The organism is Spiroplasma endosymbiont of Nomada ruficornis (assembly GCF_964030795.1).
Lineage (GTDB): Bacteria > Bacillota_I > Bacilli_A > Mycoplasmatales > VBWQ01 > Spiroplasma_E > Spiroplasma_E ixodetis_A.
Map to the genome: position 1 here is coordinate 246,193 of NZ_OZ034962.1, position 19,994 is coordinate 266,186.

Sequence of the window (19,994 nt, forward strand, 5' to 3'; positions counted from 1 at the left end):
AATTGTAAAGGTAAGTGCAACTAAATTATTTTTCTATCCAAATATTCGATTGGTGAAAGATAATTTAATATTTTTCTCGGTCTTTGATTTAAAGACAATATAAATTTATGAACTTCATTTTTATTAGTTTTTGAAAAAATAAATTTTTTAGGAAATTTTTCTCTAATTAAACCATTAGTATTTTCATTAGTACCTCTTTGTCAAGGTGAATATGGATTGGCAAAATAAATTTTTACATCTAAATTTTTTTCAAGTTGTTGTCAATTTGAAAATTCTTTGCCACGATCAAAAGTAATAGTTTTAACAATGTTTTTAGGAAGAATTGATAAATAATAACTGACATTTTTATTAATAACTTTAGTAGTTCTGTTTTTAACTAATATTGCTAAAGTAAATCGTGATACTCTTTCAACTAAAGTTATTAAACATGATTTGCTTTTACCTCGTGATGATACTATAGTATCTCCTTCTCAATGACCAAGTGTTATACGATCATTAACATTTATATCTCGTTCTTTAATTGATTTACCATTAAACTTGCCACGATTTTCTTTAGATTTTCGTTTTTTACCTTTTCTTCTTAAATTTTTACTAGTAACTTTATCAAGCATTCCAAAATAAATTCAAGTATAAATTGTTTTAAAACTAATAACTAACTCTTTATGAAAATTTTTAATTCTGCCATAAATTTGTTCAGGTGATCCACCTAATAGTAATTTTTGTTGAACATATTTTACTAAATTCTTATTTTTAAACTTATGAAAACTAATATGTGATTGTTTTCGATTTTCAGCTTTATTTTGTGCAATTAATGAAAAATAATGATTATTATCTTTATTTCTATTAATTTCTCGAATAATAGTACTAATACTTCGATTAAGATTTTTAGCTATTTCACTAATTTTAAATTTAAATTTCAATTGATTCTCAATATAAATCCTTTCATCTATGCCAAGATGTTTATAACTCATATAAAAACTCCTTACTTTTTTCTAAACTAAATTTAGCATTATGAAATTTTTATATGAGAATTTTTTGCAATTTTATTTACTTGCACTTACAAGTATAATTCAGCATTACTGTTATATACGCAAATTAGATGATTATTTTTGTAGTTTTATGAAAAAAAATATTAAAAAATCATAAATTTATTGTATAATATTTAACGGTTTTACTTATAGAAACTAATATGGCGACTGTGGCGTAGCGGTCTAGCGCATCAGTTTGTGGAACTGACATTCGCGGGTTCGAATCCCGTCAGTCGCCCCATTTAATAAAATTATGTTTTTTTACTACTCCTTTTTGGAGTTTTTTCTTTTTTGCTGAATTATACTTGTAAGTGCAAGTAAATATTATTATAAATTTATTTTCGCTTTTTATTTACTAAATAAATAATGGTATAATTATTATGTTTTATGATTTGCAGAAAGTTGAGGTTTAAATGTATATGTACCTTAAAGAAGGGCAAATACTTTCAATTCATGCATATAAGCATAATGGCGATTTATATCGTAGTTGAAATAATTCAATTGTTTTAGAAGATACTGAAAAATATTTAGTTTTAGTAAATGAGAATGTAACAATTACTGAAATTAATGGTCGTAAATGAACAACCGTTGATCCAGCAATTTGGTTATTTTTTAAAAATGATTGATACAATATTATTTGTATGATTCGTAATGATGGTGTTCATTATTATTGTAATATTGCCAGTCCTTTTATTTTAGATTCGCAAACAGTTAAATACATTGATTATGATTTAGATGTTAAAGTATTTCCTAATCGTTCTTATAAACTGTTAGATTTGAAAGAATTTAAAACTAATCGTCGAATATGAAAGTATCCAATACCTTTACAAAATATATTATGACAAAATATAAATAAATTAAAAAAAGGAATTAAGAAAAATGAAATTAATTTATTTAATGATGATGTAATTTTAAATTATTGAAAAAGTTATCAAGACCAAAGTTTACAAAAATAGTAAGAACATATGTTCTTACTATTTTTGATATTAAAACTTTTTATAACTAAATTAAATTTTGCTAAATTGTAAAGGTAAGTGCAACTAAATTATTTTTCTATCCAAATATTCGATTGGTGAAAGATAATTTAATATTTTTCTCGGTCTTTGATTTAAAGACAATATAAATTTATGAACTTCATTTTTATTAGTTTTTGAAAAAATAAATTTTTTAGGAAATTTTTCTCTAATTAAACCATTAGTATTTTCATTAGTACCTCTTTGTCAAGGTGAATATGGATTGGCAAAATAAATTTTTACATCTAAATTTTTTTCAAGTTGTTGTCAATTTGAAAATTCTTTGCCACGATCAAAAGTAATAGTTTTAACAATGTTTTTAGGAAGAATTGATAAATAATAACTGACATTTTTATTAATAACTTTAGTAGTTCTGTTTTTAACTAATATTGCTAAAGTAAAACGTGATACTCTTTCAACTAAAGTTATTAAACATGATTTGCTTTTACCTCGTGATGATACTATAGTATCTCCTTCTCAATGACCAAGTGTTATACGATCATTAACATTTATATCTCGTTCTTTAATTGATTTACCATTAAACTTGCCACGATTTTCTTTAGATTTTCGTTTTTTAACTTTTCTTCTTAAATTTTTACTAGTAACTTTATCAAGCATTCCAAAATAAATTCAAGTATAAATTGTTTTAAAACTAATAACTCACTCTTTATGAAAATTTTTAATTCTGCCATAAATTTGTTCAGGTGATCAACCTAATAGTAATTTTTGTTGTACATATTTTACGAAATTCTTATTTTTAAACTTATGAAAACTAATATGTGATTGTTTTCGATTTTCAGCTTTATTTTGTGCAATTAATGAAAAATAATGATTATTATCTTTATTTCTATTAATTTCTCGAATAATAGTACTAATACTTCGATTAAGATTTTTAGCTATTTCACTAATTTTAAATTTAAATTTCAATTGATTCTCAATATAAATCCTTTCATCTATGCCAAGATGTTTATAACTCATATAAAAACTCCTTACTTTTTTCTAAACTAAATTTAGCATTATGAAATTTTTATATGAGAATTTTTTGCAATTTTATTTACTTGCACTTACAAGTATAATTCAGCATAATTTTAAAAATGATTGATAAATAAAATTATTGTTTATAGATTTTAAATTTTTTTTGCATAAGATGTTAAAAATAAAGTACGAATAGTTTACTAGAAATATTGCGAAATAATAATTATAAAGAGGTAAAAGGATGTTAAAATTTTCAAAAACATTATCTAACATTGGTATTTATCTACTTTTGACAACATTAATGCCGGTAATGGTTATTTCTATAATTATGATTTCTTTAAAAGGATTAATGGAAAGTTCTTATGAATTATTATGGAAGTTTGGAGAATGATTACAAGAAGTTTTTGATTCTGGATTAAGTACTATTCAATGATTAGGATGAATTATATTGATAGCTTGTCTAACAACTTATGGTATTCTTATATTTATTTTAGTAATGATAAATTCAAGAAAAGCATTTGAACAAAGAATTGGTTATATTCTTAGTTTAGTAATTGGAGTTGGTTCAATTGTTGTTACATTATTACCATTAATTATTGTTAGTATTGCCAGTCTTGGCAATGGAGTAATAACTTTAGTATTAGGATTATCATTTGTTTTTATTGGATTAAATGGTGGTTTAGTTGCTTGTGGATCATTATTTGGTTTAATTAGTGCAAAAAATATTATAAATTTATGAGATGCAAAGAAAAAGTAGATATAATCTACTATTTGTTATTTATCTATTTACTTCATTGTAATTGTAAATTTGTTAATGTATAATGCATTAATTGTCGATGTATGCTAATAATTAAAACGTTAAATATTGTTACAATAAGTAAAATTCATCAATGATCGTTTAAAGTATTAAAATAATCAAGTTTGCTTTTAAAAACGGCAGTTTCCACTAACATAAATAATGCATTTAAAATGAAAAAAATTAATCAACCAAAACTAAATAGAATAATTAGATAACGATAAAATTTAGTTTGAAAAGTACTACCTTTGACTTTAATTTGATAAACTGTTTCATAAGTATAATGATTAATAGAAAAAGCAAACAAAATTAATAGAATTAAACTATTTATGCCAACTATTAATAAAATATTAATTATTTTTTCACTAGTAGTATTTATTAAAATTGAACCTATTATTATAAATATAATTTGAACAATTAATCACAAAATGCTAACATAAAAAAAACTTTTTTTTGTTCAGTATTTAATTAATTCATTTTCCATTTTGTATCACCATATTAATTTTAGTATATTTTATGCAAATATAGAATAAAATTTATCTTTTTATAATTTTTCATAACATAATAAGTTTGGGAATAACTAAAATTAGAGAGGGAAATAAAATGGCAATTGAAGTAGAAATTAGGCGTATACGTCTAAGACTTGGTTGAACGCAAGCATATTTGGGGAAATTAGTAGGTGTTCGTCAAGCAACAATTAGTAGAATTGAGAGTAATGCTAAAAATTCTTCATGAGGAATAATTCATAAAATTCTTTTAGCATTATTAGTAGATATGAATGATATAAAAGGTTTTACGCATGATTTTGTATTAAAAGAAAATGATTTTGAACTATTTATTAAACTGTTAATGGCTAATTCACAATTAAAAACTAATATTTTATATAATCCTGTTCATTGTGCACGAATTATTCTTGATGCATATAATAGAGGAATTATTAATTTTGATGAAAAATATGGTAAAAATAAAGTATAAAAAAATTGTAAATAAATATTAATATTTTTACTGTAGTACATTTTTTTATTTATAGGAGAAATTTATGAAATATTTTTTAAAATTATTAATTATTACTTTGTTAATAAATAGTTCATCAGTAGGATTAATTGGATGTAGTATTCCTAGTGTTGGTGATATTTGAATAATTACTGATGGTGGTGATTTATTCGATAAAGCTTTTAATCAGCAAGTATTAGAAGGTTCAAAAGAGTTTACTAAAACATTTAATGATAATCTTATTATGATTAGTAATTTACCCGGTAATGAAGTTTGAAAAAATAAAAAAATGAAAACGCGTTGAATTATTTCACGAGATAGTACCGTTTCAACTTTACAAAATAATTATAATTTAGCAACATTTGCTGGTGCTAAAACAATTATTGTTATTGGGTTTAATCATCTTGGTGCATTAACATCAGCTATTCAAAATCAATATAAAAAGTTAGGTGTTCGTTTTATTTTAGTTGATGCTAAATTAGAAAAGCCAGTTGATGTAGCGTGTTTAAGTTATTCAGCAGAACAATCAGGGTTTTTATCAGGATTAGCAGGAGCAATATGATTAGCAGCTAATCATGAAACATATGATGATAATGGTTTAAAAATGTCAACTTTTGGTGGTTTACCAGCTGATACTATTGTTAGTTATATGATGGGTTATTATTGAGGTGTATATTATTTTAATAAATATCGTAATAGCAATGATAATTTATTGGAAATGACTAATGCCATTAGAATTAAAGAGGGTAAGGAAAAAATTGAAAAATGAACTAATAAATTTGATATTCATTTTGATAAAATTGCTAAACAATTTACAGGTAGTTTTGAATCCGGTACAAAATCATCAAAAGCGATAACTTCACAATTAATTGATGGATATAAAGATGATATTGTAATGCCTGTTGCAGGAGCACAAACAATTGATTTAGTATCAGCTGTTAAAAACTCTACTACTAATAGCAAAGCAAAAATTATTGGTGTCGATGTTAATCAAAGTGTTCAATATAGTTATGCTAAAGATATTTTTATTACATCAGCTTTAAAAGGAATTCATAAGTCAGTTAATACTTGATTATGACATTCTTTTAATTTAGATTATAATGAGGATGGTATTAAACCTATTAATGGTGAACAATACTTTGATGGTAGCATACCACAACCAGCATTAGGTGGTCAGCAATATCTTGGAATTGCTAATAATGATTCTATTAGTGCTATTTATAATAACTTAATTATTGATAGTAATGATTATTGACATTTGGCACAAAAAGTAACTGATGCTTATAATAAATTAGTTGCTGATTTAGCTAATGATTCTACTCGTGATAAGTGAGAAAATGCTTGAAAAAATTATGTTGATGAAAGTTTTGAAAAGTATAAACCACAGTTTTAATAAAACTTTACTATATATTTTAAAAAATTTATAATTATTCTTGAATTTTTAAAGAATAGGTTTTATTATCTTATATAATGGTAGTTATGCCATTAAAAGGAGAAACTAGTGTTTAGAGTTAATTGTGAAAATAAGAAAATAATTAATATTAAATACATATATACTGTATTTTTTAATAGTAAGTTATTCCCACCCATTTATTTTCAAAATTTATTTATACACAGTTTTATTTTATTTTGAATAATTGAATTAAGAAAGCAATGTTTTTGCTTTCTTTTTTTATATTTTTTTTATATAAATATTTATATATAATTGTAGGAGGAATATAATAGTATGCGTAAAATTTTTACTGTATTTAGTGCAATATCATTGTCAGTAATAATGATATTACCAATCATTGCTTGCAATAGTCAGTTTAATGATCCAAATATTTATCGAATAACTGTTGTAACTGATGGACATACTATTAATGATGCTTCTTTTAATGAATCATCATATAATGCTGCCCTCAAGTTTAAACAAGAGTTTAATGATTGAACACATAGTGATTATGTTGATCCTCAATATAAAAATAAAAGAGTTGAGGTTTCTTGAGATAATCCCCAATTAACTAATACTGATGATTTAATGACATCATATAATAAAGCCGTTTTCATAAACAGTAAAGTAATTATTGCTTCAGGATTTTTACATCATAATGCTTTGGTTAAAGCACAAAATACTATTTTAAAACATAAAGTGAAATTTATTTTTATTGATGGTGATACTGCAAATAAAGAAGTACCAAAATCTAATAAACAATTGGCTGGTTTACTTTACAAAGCAGAACAATCAGGCTTTTTAGCCGGATTGGCAGGGGCAATATGGTTAACTGCTCATGCTAATCAATATGGTGGACTTGATAATTTAAAAATGTCAACCTATGGTGGACTTGATATTCCAGCAGTTACTAATTATATGTATGGTTATTATTGAGCCATACAGTTTTTTAATAATAAATTTAAAAATAAAGAAGATGAAGAAAAATTAATATCATGAGTTAAAATTTTAAATTCAGATTTTAAAGAATCATTACCAAATATTAAATTTATAACTTCAGGTACTCAATTTAGTGATGATTTTACTCAAGGTTCACAAGGTTCACAAGCAATTAATGATGATCTTGCTCGACAAAAAACTAATATTATTTTTCCGGTAGCAGGACCACAAACCGAAGATACTTTATCATCATTAAAAAAATCTGGTCAAGGTAAAATTATTGGTGTTGATACAGATCAACAACTTCAATACCCACAATCTGCAGATAGGTTTATTACTTCTGCAGAAAAAGATTTAATTAGTTCAATTAAACTTATGCTCTGAAAATCAGTTGGTAAAACTGATCAGAATCCAGAGCATCCAACTGATCCAACTGCCGATCAAACATTTATTGATGATGCACCATACAGAGGTGGGCCTAATTTTACTGGAATAGCACCAAATAAAGCAATTAAAGATGGTGATAAAGATATTTACACACCATTAATGACAGAAACTACTAATTGATTAGATAAAATTTCTGCTGGATGACAAAAAGTACTCAATTTAAAAGATCATTATTGAATTAATGGTATTAAAAAAGAATATGATCCATTTAAATAATTAAGAGGGGTGATAAAATGCAAGTAAATATTGAAAAACAGAACTTACAATATGCTGTTGAAATGGAATGTATTACTAAAGTTTTTTTAGATACTATTATTGCTAACAATAATATTTCTATTAAAATTAAAAAAGGAGAAATTCACGCTTTGGTTGGCGAGAATGGTGCAGGTAAATCGACACTAATGTCAATCGTATTTGGACTATATCAACCAACAAAAGGTATTATTAAAATTAATGGTAAAGAAGTAGTAATATCAGGACCAATTAGAGCAGGCGAATTAGGTATTGGAATGGTACATCAACATTTTAAATTAGTTGATAACTTCACTATTTTACAAAATATTATTTTAGGTAGTGAGCCGGTTCATAAATGACAGTGAATTAATTATAAAAAAGCTAAATCTAAAATTTTAGAAATTTCAAAAAAATATAAATTAGACATTAAACTGAATTTAAAAATTGAGAATGCTAGTGTTGGTATGCAACAACGTGTTGAAATTTTAAAAGTTCTTTATCGTGGTGCTAGTATTATTGTACTTGATGAACCAACCGCGGTTTTAACACCACAAGAAATTACTAGTTTATTAACAATTATTGAAGAACTTAGACGTGATGGTAAAACTATTATTTTTATTAGTCATAAATTAGAAGAGGTTAAACAAGTTGCTGATAATGTTACAGTAATTCGTTTAGGTAAAGTTATTGAAACTTTTGAATCTAAGAGTAAAACTAAAGAAGAAATTGCTACTTTGATGGTTGGTAGAGATTTAGTTGATATTAGAAATCAAGGTAATGTTGTATTAGGGCCAGTATTATTAAAAATTGATAATTTATTTGTTCATAAAATTGGTAATAGGAAATCAATAATGGGTCTTTCTGATTTTAGTTTAGAAGTTAAGTCACGAGAAATTGTGGCTATTGCTGGTATTGAAGGTAATGGTCAAACTGAATTAATTTCAGCAATTACTGGTTTGATTAAGCCAGAAAAAGGTGATATTTTTTTTGGTAATAAGAATATGAAACACAGTTCAATTCAAAGTTTATATAAAAGTGGTTTAAGTCATATTCCTGAAGATCGTCATAAATATGGACTTGTTTTAGATTATAATGTTATTGATAATATGGTTTTACAAAATATTAGCGAATATCCTTTTTCTAAGCATGGTTTGATTCGCAGTAAAGCTATTCAATCTTATGCACAAAATATTATTAATAATTATGATGTTCGTGGTAGTAAAAGTGGTTTTGCTTTAGTTAGAGGTTTGTCAGGTGGTAATCAACAAAAAGCGGTTGTTGGTAGAGAATTAACAAGAAAACATAAAATTTTAGTTGTTGCTCAGCCAACACGTGGCTTGGATATTGGTGCTATTGAATATATTCATAGTCGTATTCTTGATGAAAAAAATGAAGGTAATGCAGTATTATTAATTTCTTATGAATTATCAGAAGTTATGTCATTAGCAGATCGAATTGTTGTTTTACATGCTGGTAAAATTACTGGTAATGTTAGTCCTAAAAATGTTACTCGTGAACAATTAGGATTAATGATGGCGGGACAAAAAATGTTAATGGAAGGAAATGAAGATAATGTTTAAACAAAAAACATGATTTTTAAAACGACGAAGTCGTTTATATCTTGGTTCAAAAGAAATGAATAGTAGTCTTACTAAATTTAAGGGTTCAATTTTTGCCATTATTTTTGGATTAATTATTGCTTGTTTTGTTATAATTGGTTCAGGTCAAAATGCTTTTACTTATTTTCAGTTGTTATTAACATATGCTTTTACAAGTTGGCCAGCTAATAATTGAGATAATACTTTAGTTTGATGAGCAATTTATATTGTAGCAGGATTAGCACTAGTTATTTCTTTCCGCTCAGGAATGTTTAATATTGGAGTTGCGGGTCAAATGTTAGCAGCAGGAGCTGTTGTTATCGCAATTGGTGTCCGTTATGACTTATCACAACCATTAGCTATAATTAGCGCGCTTTTTGCTGGAGTATTAGCAGCAATATTGGTGGCGTTGGTAACAGTGTTATTAAAAGTTTTTTTTAATGTTCATGAGGTTGTTACTTCTATTTTATTAAATTGAACAATTTGATATTTAGTAAAATGACTATTTAAAATCAATAAAGATTTATATGATGCTGATCATGGAACATCAGCAACTATTCATGATAGTATGAGTATGATTATTAATGGTTATAATTGTATACTACCATTATTAATTTCTATTATTTTAATAATAACAGTTTGATTTTTATTGAAAAAAACAACTTTAGGTTATAAAATTCGAACAGTAGGTTTAAATCCATTTGCTGCGGTTTATAGTGGTATTAATCATAAACATTATTGCATAACATCATTTGTTATTTCAGGAGCATTAGCAGGAGTAATGGCTGTTATTTATTACATTGCCAAAAATCCTTCAATTAGTTTTTTAACTGATGATTTACCAACTATTGGTTTTGATAGTATAGCTGTTGCCTTAGTTGGTAAAATTAATCCAATAGGTGTTGTGGGTTCTGCTTTTCTTTGAGGCTTAATTAAGAGTGGTGGTTCAATTGGTTCAGTATTAACATTACCAACAGCAACTGGTGATATTATTTTTGGTGTTATTATTTATTCAGCTGCTTGTGCAGTTTTATTATCTCGTTTACAGCCAATTAAATTTTTAATTCGTTATTTAAATATAGCCTTTGATGGAGAAAAACGAAAAGTTACAAATAGTTTTATTGCCAAGATGTACTATCATTTTATTGAAAATTTTAAAATAAAGAGACAATATAATAAGTTAAAATCAGATTTAATTAAAGAAAAAAATAATAAAATTAATCACTTAAAGATAGAATATAATAAATCATTATCAGATTATGAGTCAAAAGTTAAAAATTTAAACCAAAATCTTTCACAAGAAATTAATAAATTGAAACAAGAATTAAGTGATCAATTAAAGTCATTAAAAAATGAATTAGTTAAAACTAATGATAAAAAATTAAAAGAACAATTAATTTTAAAAAAATGTCAACTTCAAATTACTTATAAAATTGAAACTAAGGAATTAATTAAAAAATATAAAATTGATAAAGAACAATTAAAAGGAAAATATAATAAAATACTATGAGATGATAAGTCAGTAGTTAAAAATTTAAAACAAAATCTTTCACAAGAAATTAATAAAGTTAATAGTGATATCAACTTACAGTTACAAGCAGTTATTAAAAATAAAAATGATAAAGTTGGTGTTAATTGAGCACAATTTTTCCAAGAAAATAAAGCTTTAAATCATTATATATATAAACAATATAATGCAATTTGAAAAAAAGGTAAAATTGGTAATTGAAATAATTTTCAACAAGAAATAAAAACGATTTATGGTGAAAGTTTAAATATGTATATTAATGAAAAAATGAAATATGAAAATAATGTTTATAACTATAAGCAAGATTTAATTCGAGAAATAGTATTATTAAAAAAACAAAAAGCAATATTAGATAAGTCAAGAGTAAAAGACTTAAAATTAAATCTTTATCGAGAAATTAATAAATTGAAACAAGAATTAAGTGATGAATTAAAGTTATTAAAAAATCAAACAGTTAAAACTGACGATAAAAAAATAAAAAAACAATTAATTTTAGCAAAACATCAACTTCAAACTAATTATAAAAATAATGTTAAAGACTTAATTAAAAATTATAAAATTGACAAACAGCAATTAAAAAGTCAAATTATCCCAATTAATAGTAATATTAATATATTAACTAAACAATTTACTAAAAAAGCGGAAATTGAAAAGACAACTTTTATTAATAAATTTACTGATATATTTAAAAATGAACAACAATCAATTATGAAAATCAAAACTGAAAGAACAGGAGGAAAAAGTTAATGGAAGCACTCAAAATAATTATTGAACATTCTAGTTTAATTTTTGTTGTTTTAGTACTTGGTGCATTATCTGGATTAATTTCAGAACGTGCTGGTGTTGTTAATATTGGTATTGAAGGAATGATGACAATTGGTGCTCTTGCTTTTTCTTCATTTGGAAAAAATATAGGTGTTAATTGAGGTAATTGATCACAAATTGTTGCTTTATTAGTAGCTGGATTAGCGGGAATGGGATTTGCTTGTTTCCATGCTTTTGCATCAGTTACTTTAAAATCTGATCAAATTATTTCTGGCGTTGCAATTAATATTTTAGCAGCAGCAATTGCAGTTTTTGTTGTTCAGTTACCAGGGAATAATGGTTTTATTTCATTAACAAATATTTATCAATTACCAAAAATTGGTAATAATGAATTTTTTAATTTATATTTATTTTTAGCAATTATAGTTTTAGTAAGTATTGCTATTATTCTAAAATATACTAAATGAGGATTACATCATGTTGCGACTGGTGAAAATCCCAATGCGGTTGATGCTGCAGGAATTAATGTTATTAAACAACGATATGTTGCTGTATTATTATCTGGTTTTTTAGCAGGAATTGCTGGTGGTATTTTTCCAATGTATGCTAGCCAAACTTTTCGTGGGACAGTTAGTGGAAATGGTTTTATTGCTTTAGCTATTTTAATTTTTGGACAATGAAGAGTACCATTGATTACAATTGGTGCTGCCTTATTTGCTATTGTTGAAACAACAGGTGCCAGAATTACGTTTTTACCAAATATTCCTCAATGAATATCAAGTAATTCTGATATATGGAATATATTGCCTTTTGTAACATCTTTATTAGTTTTAGTGTTTACATCAAAATGAAGTAAAACACCAAAAGCATTGGGTATTGCTTTCAATAAATCTAAACGATAAAATTAGTTATTAATAATTTTAATGATGAATTAATTTTGAAATTAAATTTTACTTTTTTAGTAATATTTTCTAAGATTTAATTAAAAATATAATAAAATAAAAAATTTTATGGGTATTTTATACTATAAAATTTTTTATTTTATTAAGAATTTGAAAAAAATTGCAATAATACAGTTTTATTTATCAAAAAAAATAAATATAATTTTTGATAGATAGAAAAAATGTGGTAAAAGTTTAAATTAAATTTAATTAATTATGTTTATAGGAGGAGCAAAGAATATGGATAATGAAAGTATAGTTATTAATGTACCTTATTTATTTCAAAAAAATAAAGAAAAAAGACAAGAATATAAGCAAAGACCTGAAGTGAAAGTAAGGAGGAGAGAATATGATAAAAAAAGATATCAGCTTATTAAAGAAAAACAGCGAGAGTATAGTAAATTATGATATTGACGCAATAAAGAAAGGCAACAAGAATATAGAAAAAAATGTTATCAGCTTAATAAAGAACTGGAACTAAAAAATAGTAAATTATGATATCAACGCAATAAAGAAAGGCAACGAGAATATAAACAAAGATCTGAAGTAAAAGCAAGAAAACGAGAATATGATCAAAAACCCGAAGTAAAAGCAAGGAGAAGAGAGTATGATAAAAAGAGATATCAACTTAATAAGGAAAAAAAGCAAAAACAAAGAGAATTACAATCTGGTTATGTTTTTAGTTCAAAACAAAATTTTGATTTAAGCAGTTTTAATTGTGATGATATGTGTAGTGAACAAATAAAAAATATTGCATGAGATGTTTTAGAATTACAACTTTATTCAGAACCACAAGAAACAGAATTAGATAAGTTGTTAGAGGAAGCAGAATTTGAATATATGGCTAATGAAGAACAAAGTTCGGTACTAAGTAGTGAAAATTTGTCATCTAATTTAATTTTTGATGATATGTGTGGTGAACAAGTTATAAAAGATGTATTAAATAATTTAGAATTAGATCAATTAAATTTATTAGATAAATCTATTGAACAATTGTTACTTAGTGAAAAAATAGCAGAACAAAACTTTGAATGAAATAATAGTATTCTATTTGTAAGTAATTTAGATAGTGATATTTATGATTATAATTCAGTAACGACACTTATTCCTTAATTAAATTTATTTTTAATTGTTAATTTTTACTTAAACTTAAAAAAATAAAATTTTATAGTTGAATTTTTGGGAAACACAAAGTACTTTTTTAATTACAAAACAAGTCTAGTGTAAAATAATTAGGTATAGGAATATTGGGGGTGTTTATTTTATGGAATTATTAGTGGCACATCGTGGATTTCGTTCTACAGAAGGTGAAAATCGAATCATTGATTTCCAAAATGCTTTGAAAATTTGCCAAGCAGTAGAGTTTGATATTCGATTAACAAAAGATAATAAAGTAATTATTTTTCATGATGATACATTTGAAAGAATTGCTAATAATAAAAGTGAGGTTAGTAGTTTATTATATGAAGAAATTATTAATTTGGAATTTTTTAAAAATAATAAAGAATGAATTCCACCATTATTTAATGATTTTATTGAAAAATTAAGTAAAAATTATCAAATGATTAATGTTGAAATTAAAGAAGAAATTAATCGTAAATATACCTCAAATCAACTAATGGTTATTTTTTCAGAAATTAAAAAATTAGAAAAAAAAGTAAAGCTGAAATTATTGTTTCTTCATTTAATCACCAGTTATTAAACGAAATTGTTAAAAGAATTAAATATCCTATGAAAAAAGGTTATTTAATTGAAAATAAAAATGATTTTAGTGAAAGGTATATTAAAAACTTTGATTATTTGCATCCTTCAATTTCCGTAGTTTTAGATTTTGAAATGATTAGTAAGTTAAAAAATTAAAAAAACCGTTAAATATATGAACATTTAAGAGTGATGAAGAAGCTGTGAAGATAAATGAAATCTATGGTAATCAAGTAGCTGGCTATATTAGTGATAATCCTAAATTATTATGAAAGCAGAAAAATAAATAATGAAGATATTTTTAAGTAAATGTTGAAAAAGTTTTACGCACAACTTGGATAATAAAACTATTTTGATTATTAGCATTTTAGCTTTATCTGATTTATTTGTTTTTAGTGGAGTACTTTATTTACGATATATTATTCCTAACTTTAATCAGTATATTAATTTAAATCAAGATGAGTTTGATTTTGTTGTTGCTATTTATGGTTTTGTTGCTCTTATTTCTAGAATTCCAGGCGGTTGACTTACTGATCGTTTTAGTGCAAAAAAAATAATGATAGTATCACTTATAATAACTGGATTATGTGGTTTATGATGAACATTAATAATTCAACTTAATATGGATAAAAATATACGAATGATTCAATTGTATATTATTTATACAATATGGGGTATTTCGATTGCCGGACTTTTTTGAGCACCACTTTGAAAATTAGTATCACAGAATGTAACAAAAGAACAACAAGGGGTTGCTTATGGTCTTGAAGGCACAGTTTTGGGATTATTTGGTTTAATTTTTATTGCTGGAATTGCAACAGGAATAACAATTTTAACTAAAAATTTACAAAATCAGTATGGTCAAAATGATTTTATTACAAAAATACCATTTTTAGTTTTTGCTTATTTTATTTGTGGTATGGTACTTATAATGGCATTATTAGTTTGAATATTTATTCCTAATAAAAAACGTGAAGAAACAGAAATTATTTGAAAAGAAAAAATAATTTCACTATTTCAACCAATGAAATTTTTGCGAGTTTGACTTCGTGGTATTTTTGTTTTGGGAATGTACATGTTCCAGTCTACTTTTGCATATTATATGAAAGATGCTTTAACAGAAGTTGGTGTTACTGTTGTTGTAGTAACTATTCTTGGTGGAATTCGTTCATATGGTTTAAGATTTTTAGTTGCTAGTCCAATTGGTCGTTGAGCTGATAAGTGAAAGTCTTGCGTTTTGGGTTTAATATTTTTATTATTAGTTGGAATGATTGCATGTTCTTTATATGTAGTTATCCCTGGTTGAGGTAATGCTTGATTTTTACAGTCATCAAAAGCAGTTCAAATTTTATTTCAAGTTATAATGTGTTTACTTTTTATGTTTATTGGTTGTGTAGGTTGAGCATTATTGACGTTGAGATTTGTTCAAGTTGGAGAATTACCAATGGAAAAAAATAGTTATGCTAGTACAATATCATTAATTTCCTGAATTGCTTTTACTCCAGATGCTTGATTTAATTATGTTGCTTCAGCCATTGGAAAATTGCCAAATAATTCTTATGTGGTTGATGGTCATCGAAATTATTCATTGCAGGGAATTCAAATTTTATTAATTATTGCTATCGTTTGTGTTTTAGTTGGTTTAATTGCCGGAATAATTATTTATATTTTAAATAAACGAGAGTTAAAGAAACTAAATAAAACTTCATTTCGTTTTCGTGAGTTAGGAAACGTTTAATTATTTAATTAAATTAAATGATAATATTTTATAAAACTTGAAAATAGTATATTAAAGATTCTTTTGCTAAATTGTAAAGGTAAGTGCAACTAAATTATTTTTCTATCCAAATATTCGATTGGCGAAAGATAATTTAGTATTTTTCTCGGTCTTTGATTTAAAGACAATATAAATTTATGAACTTCATTTTTATTAGTTTTTGAAAAAATAAATTTTTTAGGAAATTTTTCTCTAATTAAACCATTAGTATTTTCATTAGTACCTCTTTGTCAAGGTGAATATGGATTGGCAAAATAAATTTTTACATCTAAATTTTTTTCAAGTTGTTGTCAATTTGAAAATTCTTTGCCACGATCAAAAGTAATAGTTTTAACAATGTTTTTAGGAAGAATTGATAAATAATAACTGACATTTTTATTAATAACTTTAGTAGTTCTGTTTTTAACTAATATTGCTAAAGTAAATCGTGATACTCTTTCAACTAAAGTTATTAAACATGATTTGCTTTTACCTCGTGATGATACTATAGTATCTCCTTCTCAATGACCAAGTGTTATACGATCATTAACATTTATATCTCGTTCTTTAATTGATTTACCATTAAACTTGCCACGATTTTCTTTAGATTTTCGTTTTTTACCTTTTCTTCTTAAATTTTTACTAGTAACTTTATCAAGCATTCCAAAATAAATTCAAGTATAAATTGTTTTAAAACTAATAACTCACTCTTTATGAAAATTTTTAATTCTGCCATAAATTTGTTCAGGTGATCAACCTAATAGTAATTTTTGTTGTACATATTTTACTAAATTCTTATTTTTAAACTTATGAAAACTAATATGTGATTGTTTTCGATTTTCAGCTTTATTTTGTGCAATTAATGAAAAATAATGATTATTATCTTTATTTCTATTAATTTCTCGAATAATAGTACTAATAATTCGATTAAGATTTTTAGCTATTTCACTAATTTTAAATTTAAATTTCAATTGATTCTCAATATAAATCCTTTCATCTATGCCAAGATGTTTATAAATCATATAAAAACTCCTTACTTTTTTCTAAACTAAATTTAGCATTATGAAATTTTTATATGAGAATTTTTTGCAATTTTATTTACTTGCACTTACAAGTATAATTCAGCAGTTTTAATAAATTATACTAAAAAACTAAAAAAGGTGTTGATTAAACTTTTTTTAGAATATTTTTTATTTTCTTTAATTAGTATGAAAAGTTATAAAATTAAATTTAATTTTTAAAATAAAAAACTAGTCATTAAAAATATTAATGTTGTTACTAAATTAACAATGTATTATAATAACTATTATTATTTAAAAAAAGGAGAATATATGGAAAATAAAGAAAAAATTCCAACAGCTCATATCAAAGCTGCTCGTGATCAAATTGCAAAAGTAGTAATTATGCCAGGTGATCCATTACGTGCTCAATTTATTGCTTCTAATTTTTTACAAGATTGAAAACAAGTAAATAATGTTCGTAATATGTTAATGTTTACTGGAAAATATAAAGGATATAATATTACTATTGCTGCTAGTGGTATGGGTATGCCTTCAATTGGTATATATTCATATGAGTTATTTAAATTTTATGATGTTGACTGTATTATTCGTGTTGGTAGCGCTGGTTCATATCAAAAAGATGTTAAAGTTTATGATATTATTAATACTACTAAAGTATATAGTGAATCTACTTTCGCTAAATATGCTGCTAATATTGATGAAAATCAAATTGAATCTGTTGGTAATATTAGCAAAATTATTAATAAAGTGGCACAAAAAATTGATAATGAATTTGATCAGCAAAAAAATGAAAATTCTTCGTATATAGTAAGTGAAAAAATAAATTTAAGATCGTGTTTAATTCATTCAAGTGATGTATTTTATCGTATTAATGATAATGATTATAAAACTAATCCTTTAATTAGTAAATGCTTAGCAGTAGAAATGGAATCTTTTGCCTTATTTGCTAATGCAAAACATTTAGAAAAAAATGCGGCTTGTTTATTAACAATTTCTGATTCTTTTATTACCGGTGAATCAATTTCAGCAGCATTACGCGAAACTAGTTTTAAAAAAATGATGATTTTAGCTTTAGAATCAGCAGTTGCTTATTATAAAGAAGAGGATATTGATGATAATCTTAGCGATAGAAACTAGTTGTGATGAAACTAGTGTTGCTGTTATTAAAGATAAAAAGGTTTTAAGTAATATTATTGCTTCACAAATTAAGCTTCATCAACAATATGGTGGTGTTGTTCCAGAATTAGCAGCACGAGCTCATAGTGAAAATATTGCTACTGTCTTACAAACAGCAATTGAAAAATCTAACATTTCAATTATGGATATTGATTTTGTTGCTTATACTAATACTCCTGGTCTGGCTAGTTGTTTACACGTAGGTAAAATTATAGCAGAAACTATTGCTGCTTATTTAGAAAAGCCATTGCTTCCGTGTAATCATTTGTATGGACATTTGTATGCTTCTTTAATTAATAATGAATGAGAATTTCTAGTACTTGGTTTATTAGTTAGTGGTGGTCATACACAGTTGATGTTGGCAAATGAACATTTAAATTTCACTATACTTGGTCAAACATTAGATGATGCTGTTGGTGAATGTTATGATAAAGTTGCAAGAATGTTAGGTTTAAAATATCCGGGTGGTCCTGAAATTGAACGAAGTGCTAAATTGGGAAAGCCAACTTATAAATTACCATTAACTAAAAATGATAATAGTTTAGATTTTAGTTTTAGTGGTTTAAAATCAGCCTGTGCTAATTTGATAAATAAAGAAAAAGGTAAGTTACAATTTAATAATTTTGCAACTTCTTTTCAAACAACAGTTATTCAAGTATTGATTAATAAAATTGAATTAGCATTAAAAAAACATAATCCAAAAACTTTAGTTTTAGCAGGAGGAGTTAGTGCTAATCAGCAATTAAGATTAGCAGTATTAGATTTAAAAATTAAATATCCAAATTTAAAAATAATTGTTCCAAAATTAGAATACTGTACTGATAATGCAGCAATGATTGGTATTCTTGCAAGTTATCAAATTGAACATAAGTAAGGGTGAACTCATGATTATTGGTATTATTGGTGAAGCGGGAGTAGGTAAGACAACTGCTACAAATTTTTTTCAAAATAAAGGTGCGTATGTTATTTTTGTTGATAAAATTGTTAAACATATTTATACACTAAAAGAAACAAAAAAAGCATTAATTAATGAATTCGGTGATACTTTTATTAATAATGATAAAACAATTAATAAAATAAAATTACGGTATGAAGCATTTCAACACCCTCATATTTTACGTAAATTAGAAAATATTATTTGACCAAAAATGATAAAAATTGTTGAAGAAGATATTATTCGTAATAAAATACACCAAGAATTAATTGTTATTGATTGTGCAGTATTATTTAATGCAAATTTAAATTTATTAGTTGATAAAATTCTTTTAATTGAGGCTGAGGAAGATAAAAAAATCCAACGAATAAAAGAACGTGATAATGTTAATGATTTACAAGTTATTTCATTATTAAATCAACAAAAAAAATATTTAATTTTAAATAAAGATATTGATTTTATTGTTAAAAATAACGGTACTATTAATGATTTTATTAAACAATTACAAAAAGTTGAAAAAAAGTTATTAACAAATAAAGTATAGAGATTAATGTTTTTTTTACTTTAAAAAACAATAGTAAAATATATTAAATTATTTTTGTATATTAAAATGAAAATTTTCATAATAAAAAAATTAAGAATAATTTTAAAATAGTTGAGGTTAAAAAAATACATAGTAATGTATTTATAAATTACCAAAATTGTTTTTCTTGTAG

The 19,994-nt window shown here is 24.6% G+C and carries 18 protein-coding genes and 1 tRNA gene; 15 read left to right on the forward strand and 4 right to left on the reverse strand.

Features of this window, described 5'->3' with window-relative positions; genetic code table 4:
- Positions 1–20: 20 nt before the first annotated feature.
- Positions 21–971 carry an IS30 family transposase gene (locus AAHM79_RS01495; RefSeq protein ID WP_342257923.1) on the reverse strand — a complete coding sequence of 317 codons (951 nt, stop codon included), beginning with the start codon at positions 969–971 and terminating at the stop codon, positions 21–23.
- A 221-nt stretch (positions 972–1,192) separates the two neighbouring features.
- Here AAHM79_RS01495 and AAHM79_RS01500 point away from each other — a divergent pair.
- Both AAHM79_RS01500 and AAHM79_RS01505 read left to right on the forward strand, forming a co-directional pair.
- Positions 1,193–1,269, forward strand: a tRNA-His gene (locus AAHM79_RS01500).
- Positions 1,270–1,447: 178 nt separating this feature from the next.
- On the forward strand, positions 1,448–1,984 hold the full coding sequence (locus tag AAHM79_RS01505; RefSeq protein WP_338958122.1) for a DUF402 domain-containing protein: 537 nt from the start codon (positions 1,448–1,450) through the stop codon (positions 1,982–1,984).
- 84 nt (positions 1,985–2,068) lie between these two features.
- Here the strand turns inward: AAHM79_RS01505 and AAHM79_RS01510 are convergent, their stop codons facing one another.
- Positions 2,069–3,019, reverse strand: coding sequence for an IS30 family transposase (locus AAHM79_RS01510; RefSeq protein ID WP_342257924.1), 951 nt, complete (start codon positions 3,017–3,019; stop codon positions 2,069–2,071).
- A 238-nt stretch (positions 3,020–3,257) separates the two neighbouring features.
- Between AAHM79_RS01510 and AAHM79_RS01515 the strand changes: the two genes are divergently transcribed.
- Positions 3,258–3,773: a hypothetical protein gene (locus tag AAHM79_RS01515; protein ID WP_342257925.1), complete on the forward strand. Its 516-nt coding sequence runs from the start codon at positions 3,258–3,260 to the stop codon at positions 3,771–3,773.
- A gap of 25 nt (positions 3,774–3,798) precedes the next feature.
- Here the strand turns inward: AAHM79_RS01515 and AAHM79_RS01520 are convergent, their stop codons facing one another.
- Positions 3,799–4,296: a hypothetical protein gene (locus AAHM79_RS01520; RefSeq protein ID WP_342257926.1), complete on the reverse strand. Its 498-nt coding sequence runs from the start codon at positions 4,294–4,296 to the stop codon at positions 3,799–3,801.
- A gap of 119 nt (positions 4,297–4,415) precedes the next feature.
- Here AAHM79_RS01520 and AAHM79_RS01525 point away from each other — a divergent pair, with 119 nt between their 5' ends.
- The 9 genes from AAHM79_RS01525 (at position 4,416) to AAHM79_RS01565 (ending at position 16,128) form a co-directional block, all read left to right on the forward strand.
- A complete protein-coding gene (locus AAHM79_RS01525; RefSeq protein ID WP_338958114.1) occupies positions 4,416–4,787 on the forward strand; it encodes a helix-turn-helix transcriptional regulator in 372 nt (123 codons plus the stop codon).
- A gap of 64 nt (positions 4,788–4,851) precedes the next feature.
- Positions 4,852–6,198: a BMP family ABC transporter substrate-binding protein gene (locus AAHM79_RS01530; RefSeq protein WP_342257927.1), complete on the forward strand. Its 1,347-nt coding sequence runs from the start codon at positions 4,852–4,854 to the stop codon at positions 6,196–6,198.
- 333 nt (positions 6,199–6,531) lie between these two features.
- The gene (locus AAHM79_RS01535; RefSeq protein WP_342257928.1) at positions 6,532–7,839 is read left to right on the forward strand and encodes a BMP family ABC transporter substrate-binding protein; all 1,308 of its coding nucleotides are present in this window, start codon (positions 6,532–6,534) and stop codon (positions 7,837–7,839) included.
- A gap of 17 nt (positions 7,840–7,856) precedes the next feature.
- On the forward strand, positions 7,857–9,437 hold the full coding sequence (locus AAHM79_RS01540; RefSeq protein ID WP_342257929.1) for an ABC transporter ATP-binding protein: 1,581 nt from the start codon (positions 7,857–7,859) through the stop codon (positions 9,435–9,437).
- Complete coding sequence (locus AAHM79_RS01545; protein ID WP_342257930.1) at positions 9,430–11,730, forward strand: ABC transporter permease subunit; 2,301 nt, start codon at positions 9,430–9,432, stop codon at positions 11,728–11,730. The genes AAHM79_RS01540 and AAHM79_RS01545 overlap by 8 nt, the downstream gene beginning before the upstream one ends.
- Positions 11,730–12,650 carry an ABC transporter permease gene (locus AAHM79_RS01550; RefSeq protein ID WP_342257931.1) on the forward strand — a complete coding sequence of 307 codons (921 nt, stop codon included), beginning with the start codon at positions 11,730–11,732 and terminating at the stop codon, positions 12,648–12,650. Before AAHM79_RS01545 ends, AAHM79_RS01550 begins: the two co-directional genes overlap by 1 nt.
- Positions 12,651–12,929: 279 nt before the next feature.
- The gene (locus tag AAHM79_RS01555) at positions 12,930–13,802 is read left to right on the forward strand and encodes a hypothetical protein (RefSeq protein ID WP_342257932.1); all 873 of its coding nucleotides are present in this window, start codon (positions 12,930–12,932) and stop codon (positions 13,800–13,802) included.
- Positions 13,803–13,953: 151 nt separating this feature from the next.
- On the forward strand, positions 13,954–14,391 hold the full coding sequence (locus AAHM79_RS01560) for a glycerophosphodiester phosphodiesterase family protein (protein ID WP_342257933.1): 438 nt from the start codon (positions 13,954–13,956) through the stop codon (positions 14,389–14,391).
- Between the two features lie 288 nt (positions 14,392–14,679).
- Positions 14,680–16,128 carry an MFS transporter gene (locus AAHM79_RS01565; RefSeq protein WP_342257934.1) on the forward strand — a complete coding sequence of 483 codons (1,449 nt, stop codon included), beginning with the start codon at positions 14,680–14,682 and terminating at the stop codon, positions 16,126–16,128.
- A gap of 89 nt (positions 16,129–16,217) precedes the next feature.
- Here AAHM79_RS01565 and AAHM79_RS01570 read toward each other — a convergent pair whose 3' ends face one another.
- Complete coding sequence (locus tag AAHM79_RS01570) at positions 16,218–17,168, reverse strand: IS30 family transposase (RefSeq protein WP_342257739.1); 951 nt, start codon at positions 17,166–17,168, stop codon at positions 16,218–16,220.
- 309 nt (positions 17,169–17,477) lie between these two features.
- Here AAHM79_RS01570 and AAHM79_RS01575 point away from each other — a divergent pair, with 309 nt between their 5' ends.
- The 3 genes from AAHM79_RS01575 to coaE are packed head-to-tail and all read left to right on the forward strand — an operon-like array spanning position 17,478 to position 19,822.
- Positions 17,478–18,305 carry a purine-nucleoside phosphorylase gene (locus AAHM79_RS01575; RefSeq protein WP_342257935.1) on the forward strand — a complete coding sequence of 276 codons (828 nt, stop codon included), beginning with the start codon at positions 17,478–17,480 and terminating at the stop codon, positions 18,303–18,305.
- The gene (tsaD, locus tag AAHM79_RS01580) at positions 18,280–19,218 is read left to right on the forward strand and encodes a tRNA (adenosine(37)-N6)-threonylcarbamoyltransferase complex transferase subunit TsaD (RefSeq protein ID WP_342257936.1); all 939 of its coding nucleotides are present in this window, start codon (positions 18,280–18,282) and stop codon (positions 19,216–19,218) included. Before AAHM79_RS01575 ends, tsaD begins: the two co-directional genes overlap by 26 nt.
- A gap of 10 nt (positions 19,219–19,228) precedes the next feature.
- The gene (gene coaE, locus AAHM79_RS01585; protein ID WP_338958054.1) at positions 19,229–19,822 is read left to right on the forward strand and encodes a dephospho-CoA kinase; all 594 of its coding nucleotides are present in this window, start codon (positions 19,229–19,231) and stop codon (positions 19,820–19,822) included.
- Positions 19,823–19,994: the final 172 nt, after the last annotated feature.